The sequence below is a fragment of the Mesorhizobium sp. M7A.F.Ca.CA.003.01.2.1 genome, assembly GCF_003998945.1.
Classification (GTDB): Bacteria; Pseudomonadota; Alphaproteobacteria; order Rhizobiales; family Rhizobiaceae; genus Mesorhizobium; species Mesorhizobium ciceri.
Genome location: NZ_RZRA01000157.1, coordinates 1 through 7,521, shown reverse-complemented (window position 1 = coordinate 7,521; position 7,521 = coordinate 1). Strand labels below are relative to the sequence as shown.

At 62.4% G+C, this 7,521-nt stretch carries 5 protein-coding genes and 4 pseudogenes; 4 read left to right on the top strand and 5 right to left on the bottom strand.

All coding sequences use genetic code 11. The features are described 5' to 3' along the window. The first annotated feature begins 83 nt into the window (after positions 1-83). Positions 84-1,298: a DUF459 domain-containing protein gene (locus tag EN969_RS09225; RefSeq protein ID WP_063168949.1), complete on the top strand. Its 1,215-nt coding sequence runs from the start codon at positions 84-86 to the stop codon at positions 1,296-1,298. A gap of 27 nt (positions 1,299-1,325) precedes the next feature. On the opposite strand, the gene EN969_RS09220 is transcribed toward EN969_RS09225, so the two are convergent. From EN969_RS09220 to EN969_RS35915, 4 genes and pseudogenes are all read right to left on the bottom strand, one after another. Continuing rightward, positions 1,326-2,780, bottom strand: a complete 1,455-nt coding sequence (locus tag EN969_RS09220) for a glutamate synthase subunit beta (protein ID WP_127419080.1) — start codon at positions 2,778-2,780, stop codon at positions 1,326-1,328. 41 nt (positions 2,781-2,821) lie between these two features. Beyond that, positions 2,822-2,985, bottom strand: a pseudogene (locus tag EN969_RS09215) (thioredoxin domain-containing protein); the annotation flags it as partial. Between the two features lie 278 nt (positions 2,986-3,263). After that, positions 3,264-3,533, bottom strand: a pseudogene (locus EN969_RS09210) (pyridoxal-phosphate dependent enzyme); the annotation flags it as partial. A gap of 8 nt (positions 3,534-3,541) precedes the next feature. After that, positions 3,542-3,746: pseudogene (locus EN969_RS35915) on the bottom strand (isopenicillin N synthase family oxygenase); the annotation flags it as partial. An 801-nt stretch (positions 3,747-4,547) separates the two neighbouring features. Here EN969_RS35915 and EN969_RS09200 point away from each other — a divergent pair. The 3 genes and pseudogenes from EN969_RS09200 to EN969_RS36715 form a co-directional block, all read left to right on the top strand. Beyond that, positions 4,548-4,827: pseudogene (locus tag EN969_RS09200) on the top strand (DUF411 domain-containing protein); the annotation flags it as partial. A 9-nt stretch (positions 4,828-4,836) separates the two neighbouring features. Next, the gene (locus EN969_RS35910) at positions 4,837-5,070 is read left to right on the top strand and encodes a hypothetical protein (protein ID WP_127312611.1); all 234 of its coding nucleotides are present in this window, start codon (positions 4,837-4,839) and stop codon (positions 5,068-5,070) included. 41 nt (positions 5,071-5,111) lie between these two features. Next, the gene (locus tag EN969_RS36715) at positions 5,112-5,603 is read left to right on the top strand and encodes a cytochrome c (RefSeq protein ID WP_244514239.1); all 492 of its coding nucleotides are present in this window, start codon (positions 5,112-5,114) and stop codon (positions 5,601-5,603) included. A gap of 238 nt (positions 5,604-5,841) precedes the next feature. On the opposite strand, the gene EN969_RS09185 is transcribed toward EN969_RS36715, so the two are convergent. After that, on the bottom strand, positions 5,842-6,258 hold the full coding sequence (locus EN969_RS09185; RefSeq protein WP_063169404.1) for a hypothetical protein: 417 nt from the start codon (positions 6,256-6,258) through the stop codon (positions 5,842-5,844). Positions 6,259-7,521 lie beyond the last annotated feature (1,263 nt).

The following is a 7,521-nucleotide window of genomic DNA, read 5'->3' as shown; positions in this document are numbered from 1 at the left end:
CTGTAGCAATCTGGTTGGGCGGCATTTGCCGAGAAACCGATGCGGTTTTTCGGCAGGACTGCGCCAAGGGACGGAGGAAACGATTGGCTTCGGCTGCGCGCATCGCAGGGCTTGTTCGTCGCATGCCGGTGCTCGTCCTGGCCGTGGTCATGCTTGCCGTCGGCGTGGCTGGCGCCTTTCATGCGCCGGCCATGGCGCAGGAGCAGCAAAACCGCGGCTGGTCGTTGCGCGACCTTTTGTTTCCGCGCCGCAGCGAGCGCATTGAGCCGCCCTTGGATATCCAGAAGCCGAGGCCCAGGCCCAAGGCGAAAAAACCCCGCGCCCCGCGCCCGCCCGCGGAACCGGAAATCCCGGTGGTCGACAAGGCGCCGGACGCGCGCACCGTCCTGGTGGTCGGCGACTTCATGGCGGCCGGCCTCGCCGAAGGCCTCGACAGCGCTTTCGCAGAGAATGCCGGCGTCAGGATCGTCGTTCGCAGCAATGGCTCGTCCGGCTTCGTGCGCGATGATTTCTACAACTGGCCCGAACAGATCAAATCGCTGATCGAGACCGAAAAACCCGCCGCCGTGATCGTCATGCTGGGCTCCAACGACCGCCAGTCGATGAAGGTGGGCGACGTGCGCGAACAGCCACGTTCCGAGAACTGGACCAAGGAATATGAACGCAGGACCGACGCGCTGGGCAAAGCCATCGCCGCGGCCAAGGTCCCCTTCCTTTGGGTCGGCATGCCGGCGTTCCGGGTGCCGAAGATGACCTCGGATATGCTTGCCTTCAACGACATCTACCATCAGGCCGCAGAAAGCCATGGCGGCGAATTCGTCGATATCTGGGACGGCTTTGTCGACGAGAACGGCGCCTTCGTCACCAGCGGCCCCGACATCAACGGCCAGCCGGTGCGGCTGCGCGCCGATGACGGCATCAATATCTCGAAGGCGGGCAAGCGCAAGCTCGCCTTCTACACCGAAAAACCGCTGCTGAAGATCCTCGGCCTGACCGCGCCGGGAAGCATGATTACACCGTCCGCTCCGGCGGGCGCCCCTGTCGAGACGCCGGCGCCGGCCGCGCCCCCCATCGTCATCGACCGCACCGCGCCGATGCTGCTCAGCGATCCGGCACTCGACGGCGGCTCGGAGCTGCTTGGCGCGGCACCGCCGGCTAAGGCCAATCCGGACCTGCCCGGTGAAAAGCTTGTGGTCGAGGGCAAGGCACCGATTGCATCGCCCGGCCGCGCTGACGACTTCTCCTGGCCGCCGAAGGCCGCAGCCGCGACCGACACCACGACCGCGATCAATCGTTAGTCTCGCAGCGCGGCTCTGAGGCCGGGCTCAGCGCGGGAGAACGCTCGACCCCATCAACGCCTCGTCGATCGCGCGCGCAGCCTGGCGGCCCTCGCGGATCGCCCAGACGACCAGCGACTGGCCACGACGCACGTCGCCGGCCGCATAGAGCCTGTCGACGCTGGTCTTGTAGTCGCGGTCATTGGCCTCGACATTGCGCGAGCGGCGGCTGTCGGTGGCGATCTTCATCTCACCCTCCAATTCCCTCGCCACACCGGCCGCGGCCGGCCCGGCAAAGCCGATGGCGATGAAAGCGAGATCGGCACGAATGACGAATTCGGTACCGGCGATCGGCTTGCGCTTGTCGTCGACCTCGCAGCACTTGACGCCGGTCAGCTGGCCTTCCTCGCCGATGAATTCGAGCGTCGCCACCTGGAATTCGCGCTCGGCGCCTTCGGCCTGCGAGGACGAGGTGCGCATCTTCGTCGCCCAGTATGGCCAGACCGACAGCTTGTCTTCCTTTTCCGGCGGCTGCGGCCGGATGTCGAGCTGGGTGACGCGCACCGCGCCCTGGCGGAAGGCGGTGCCGACGCAGTCGGAGGCAGTGTCGCCGCCGCCGACGACGACGACATGCTGGCCGCCGGCGAGGATCGGATGCGACGGCCACGCCACCGACTGGATCGGTTCGCCGCCGACACGCCTGTTCTGCTGCACCAGATAGGGCATCGCGTCATGCACGCCGCCGAGATCGTCGCCGGGAATACCGGCCGCGCGCGGCGTTTCGGAACCGCCGCAATAGAGCACGGCATCATGTTCGGCGAGCAGTTCGGCGACCGGCTTGTCGACCCCGACATTGACGCCGCAATGGAAGGTCACGCCCTCGCCCTGCATCTGCTCGATGCGCCGGTCGATATAGTGCTTCTCGATCTTGAAGTCGGGAATACCGTAGCGCATCAGCCCGCCGGGCCGGCTTTCGCGCTCGTAGACATGGACGTCGTGACCGGCGCGGCCAAGCTGCTGGGCAGCCGCCATGCCGGCCGGGCCGGAGCCGATGACGGCGACCCGCTTGCCGGTCTTCTTCTCCGGCGGATAGGGCCTGATATGGCCGGTCTCGTAAGCCTTGTCGGCGATCGCCTGCTCGACCGTCTTGATGGCGACGGGGATGTCCTCGAGGTTCAGCGTGCAGGCTTCCTCGCAAGGTGCGGGGCAGATGCGGCCGGTGAACTCCGGGAAATTGTTGGTCGAATGCAGGTTGCGGATCGCATTGTCCCAGTCGCCATTGTAGACGAGGTCGTTCCAGTCCGGGATCTGGTTGTGGATCGGGCAGCCCGTCGGCCCATGGCAGAACGGAATGCCGCAATCCATGCAGCGCGCGGCCTGTTTCTCGACCTCTTTGTCGGACATCGGCAGCGTGAATTCGCGGAAATGCCGGATGCGGTCGGAGGCCGGCTGGTACTTGTGCACCTGCCGGTCGATTTCGAGAAAGCCTGTTACCTTGCCCATAGTCCAGTTCCTGCTGTCCAGATGGTGCGCCTGGCGACGCCCTGCAGCTGGATCAGATGGGGCATCCCGTCCACACATGGGCCGCACCAAGTTGCCCAAAATTCGACTATGTACACTTGCCGGGCTCAAAGCTCGTGAGGGGCTCGCCATGCAGCCAGTTCTCGACTCTAATCGAAGGAGCCGGGGACTCCATCTGCAATACCACGTTGCGGTCCAAAGCTATTTCCAAAGGTTTCTGCACGAGCTGGTTTCCTCTCAGAGACGGCACACGGGTTCAGGGAGGAGCGCATCGCTCGTCTTGCCCCATTGAGTGCAGTCACAGTCACTCAGTCTCAAAAGCCATGCCAACGCGCTCAGCGCGCAGTTAGCGCCCATTGCTTCGAAAAACCTCGTCAGTGCCCAGATGTTGGTTGTAATGAACCTGACATTTGTCTGACGCTGTCAGCTTTTGGACACGCGATCACGCGCTTCGTGCCGCCAGATGGCCAGGCCGAGCCCTGTGTTGCCAGCGGTCGCTTCGATGATTGTACCGCCCCGCGCGTGCCACGCTGTTCGGCATTAACGATCATCGACAACGCAATGCGATCCTTGATCGATCCGCCGGGATTCTGGCTTTCGATCTTGACGAAGCGACGACACCTGCCGGTATCGAATCTCTTCAGTTCGACGACCGGCGTCTCCCCAATCAGATCGAGCACTGACAAATGGCGGACGCAGGCGAGAGGACGCCTTTGTCGACGGTCGGCGGAACATCTCGAGGCTCATGCGGCTGCGGTCTCCAGAATGTCGGCATAGTGCCGTTGCGCAATATCGGGATGCGAGCGCAGTCGGCTCTTCAGCAGTTGCGGAACAGGGGATTGTCGGGGTCGCTGGCGGGGCACCCGCTTCGGCAGCCAGTTCAGGCGGCAGGTCAAGAAACCGTATGTCGGCATCAAGCCGCGCGCCGAAGAAGAAGGGAATAGAAACAGTGCCCTTCGAAAGACCCAGGGCGACGGAAATCATTGCATCGGGCGAGTTCATGCGCCTGAAGCAGCGCTGGCTGCAACTGCTTCATAGCGACAGGCGGGCGGAGACTCTAGCGGGGCTTTCGCCGCTTGGTTGATTGAGGCTCTCGACGAAGCCACTAAGATTCGGCGGCCGATAATAGCTTGCTGCTCATTGGGACGCCGACCAACGCCGGGATTGAGAAAGGCAACCCTGCCCCACAAGGCGGGTGTCACACGTGCGGTGCGTCCGCTCGTCGCGCCGGATGGTCTTTGAGACCTGGGTTCACGGCTATTCAGATGCACCCCTGTCGGCTTTTCGGTGCAGGCCGCCAGGCGGCGTGTTGCAGCAGCGGTAATTAGTTTGAGAGCGTGCGAGCACGGGCTGCATAGTGAGATCATTTGCCGGCGTGGGGACCAAGGTGTGGCGCAGCCTTAGAGAACTCAACACCGAGACCGGAGCAACGGAGACGGCTCTTTCGTCGAGACAGTTTAATTGGAAGGCCGAGAAGCACCGGCTGGGTAGCGTCACGCCGCATCATTCTTTGCGGAGCTGGAGCGCGCGGGATCGCTGGAGCGGCTGGTGAAAGCGGTTGCCGGGGCGCACGCCAACAACAACACGTGAGCTGGCGCCTCGTGTGGCAAAAGGAGGGGGCGAGAGCCCATGGCCTGCAATGAAGCGATCAAGCATTGCGATCGTGGAACCAAGCTGCCTAGTCGACCATCCGGACCGCGGCCTTCAAGCCAGCTCGCCTTGGAATCGGCCTTCCAGGAATCACCGTCAAGGCCGACTCACGACCTTTTCGCCATGAGCCGCGAAGAGGGCATTCCGCCGGAAGCCGATGGCTGCCTTCTCTCGTTCATCGACGGCTATGTGGTGAGCGGCCATGTGCCGGTCGGCACGGTCAACAAGCTCTTGACCGAGCGGCCCGACATCAAAGGGCATGACGCTGCCCGGCATGCCGATGGGCTCCCCCGGCATGAGTGGCACGAAGGAAGCGCCCTTCGAGATTCTCGAAATCCGAAAGTCTGACGCGACCGGCGGCATCTACGCCACGGAATAGGAGGCTTCGATGATGGAATGCATGAGCGGCATGATGATGTTCGGCACGGGCCTGGTGTGGCTGCTTGTCGTCGTCGTGCTCGTCCTCGGGACGGCCGCGCTGATCAAATACCTGTTCTCCAGCGGCGGCAAAGGAGAAGGGCGTCGGTCCTCTTATCGATGCGTGGCCGCGGCAGGCCTCGGATTGGTCTGGACATTGCCTTGGCTCGCCAACCGGATGGCCGCGCCCCGGCCGCGGCGATAGCGCTAGGCAAGACGGTTTTAGCCAGGCGAAGGTCAGCGCGATTGGAAAGCCCGCTGCCTTCGGGACGCATGCCGGCGCCGGGACCGGCCGCGGTCGTCGGCGGCGGCTACCAGAGCGACATGCCGGGCTTCGGGAATGTCCTCACCGACGAGGAGATCCGGGCCGTTCTGGCCTTCATCAAAAGCACATGGCCCGAGCGGGAACGCGCCTATCAGGCAGATGAGCCGCCGGGAGCGGGAGCAGACACAGTGAGACCAATCCTAGCCGCGGAGCCCTCGAACGCCCCCAACCGGAATGCATTGTCCATGAAAGCGAAACCGTCGCTTGCGATTCAATTTCTGGCGCTGATCCTCGGGACCTCCGCGCTGGCCCACCATCCGGGCGCCGATCTCGACAAGATGAGGGACAGCGCGGAGAGGTTCTTCCAGGCGATCGACGAGCAGGCCGCGCCGCCTTTCGAACTGGCCGACGCGGACGGAAGGGCCGTCCGCCTTCCGATCTCTCCGACAAGATCGTGGTGCTCTACTTCATGACGAGGTAACCTTGGAAGAAGAAGGCGACGGCCACTGGCGGCAGGATGGCAAGCACGCTGGCCGCAAAAAGCGGCCCATACTCATAGAAGCGGGCCGGTTCTGTCGCAAATCGTGCTTTTGGCCACAACTGGACGCTTTCGCGCGCTTATGGACCAGCTCACATGACAGGGCTCGACGTGCCCCGGGGTGGCGCCCTACTTCCACGCTCGCACTGTCACACTCCCGCCGAAAGGCGGGTTTAGTGAGTTATGGCAGTGACTGTGCCACCAGTCCAAACGTCGAGTTTCGCGGCAACTTCGACGCTTTCCTTAGCTGACTTGCCCAAAACCAGCGCGGCCAAAGCATACTGCTTGCCGCTCCCGATGGCATAATATTCACCTTTCACGGGATCACTTGGCAGCCAATTGCCGTCCAACAATACGGCTTCCCCATTTTTGCGCACTATCAGCGCCTCAAATTCAAAATTGTCGTCGTTGCGCGGCACAGGAATATCAGAAACATCCATGCCCTTCTCAACCCAGTCTCGAACGGCCTTTGGAATACCCAAGGACGAAGAGGAAACGCCGATGAGTGTGCCGTCGCATAAGCGAAACACCTTCGTTTTCTCACCGACGGATACTGAGTCAAAACCCAAGGCTCGGCCGTCGCCAGCCATGGTTCCGTTCCTGTAAGCTATTGTTGTCATTGGCACCCTTCTATCGCTGCATCAAACTTCAGGACCTTGCGCATGTCCCCTGTGTCAAGGTCACTGACCGACGGCCTATTTGCCTGATACACGATACAGGCTGCGCTCCTTGAGTTCGCGCACGGGTGGCCGTCATCTTGCCGCCTTCGCGCAATGCCTTGAACAGGCCGAGTCTGTCCCCCAGCGGGAATGACAACCACCTCCATGTCGTTGAAACGCAGGAAATCCGTCACTTTGCCTCGTCGGTAACGGGCGGAGCCGGAGCGGTCGTCACCGGGCAAGCGCGGTCGCAGTAGGTATCCTGGGCAGCCCGTCAGACATGGATGGCTTCGGTTGTGTCATGCGACTTCTTGTTGGTCGGTCACGTGTTTCCGGATAACCAGCATGCGCTGTGCCAAATGAGAAAACCATTTAAAGTCAATCCAGCAGATCTGACTGTATTCCGACATTGTCGGAAATTGGACATCGCCGAACGCGGGCGCTCGGGGCTTGTGATGATACTTGGGCGTGCTGCTTCGGAGGAGGGATGCGCCTCGTACCGGCCGCGAAGCCTTCCTGCATTTAAGGCGCCAGATCAATTGAACGCGATGCCGGGCAGCGTCGCAGCGGCTAAGCCAGCCACTCGCATTGCTCCCTGACAGGATGGTGCCGATCCTGCTGAGATCGCATGCTGGCGCGACGTTGCTTTGCGGCCACCGTCGCGCCTGCCCGTGAACTGTTCGCGCCTGTGCTCATGCTCGCCTTGACACCCTCGATGGGTCCATCCGGGATGGTCAACCATCCGGAACATAGCGGGCAGGCGGGCATCTTCACCAGCAGTCTCTGTGTCGCTCTCGTGGCGGCAAACAAGATCGAGGCTGGCGGGGTGATGATCAACGGTCCTCGAACCATCGATTTTGATCGCGGTGGCCGTTCAGTGCGTTCAAGCACGAGGCGCCGTTAGACGGCACCGCAGCATCATAGCGAAGTGCCATGCAGGACGACTCCCTGCAGCATCGTCTCGCGCAGCCAAACACTTGCCGGATCACTGTTGTGAACGGCCGGGCGTTTGACGGCCTGTGACGCGAAAAGGCAACGGAAGATCTAGCATTTATGGGGGAAATGTTTTTTCGGAGTGCTTGACCCGCAGGAAGGGCAGGGCATGACTGCCTATCGCCCGACCCGGCAAGGCCGCACTCATGACCGGCTGGGCTCGGTTAATCCTGCATGCCGCGCCCATGAGGTTACTTGTCC

What these genes read in the sequence shown, in the direction of transcription:
- EN969_RS09220 (WP_127419080.1), bottom strand. Translation starts at nt 2,780, where the DNA reads ATGGGCAAGGTAACAGGCTTTCTCGAAATCGACCGGCAGGTGCACAAG.
- EN969_RS35910 (WP_127312611.1), top strand. Translation starts at nt 4,837, where the DNA reads ATGATGGAATGCATGAGCGGCATGATGATGTTCGGCACGGGCCTGGTG.
- EN969_RS09185 (WP_063169404.1), bottom strand. Translation starts at nt 6,258, where the DNA reads ATGGCTGGCGACGGCCGAGCCTTGGGTTTTGACTCAGTATCCGTCGGT.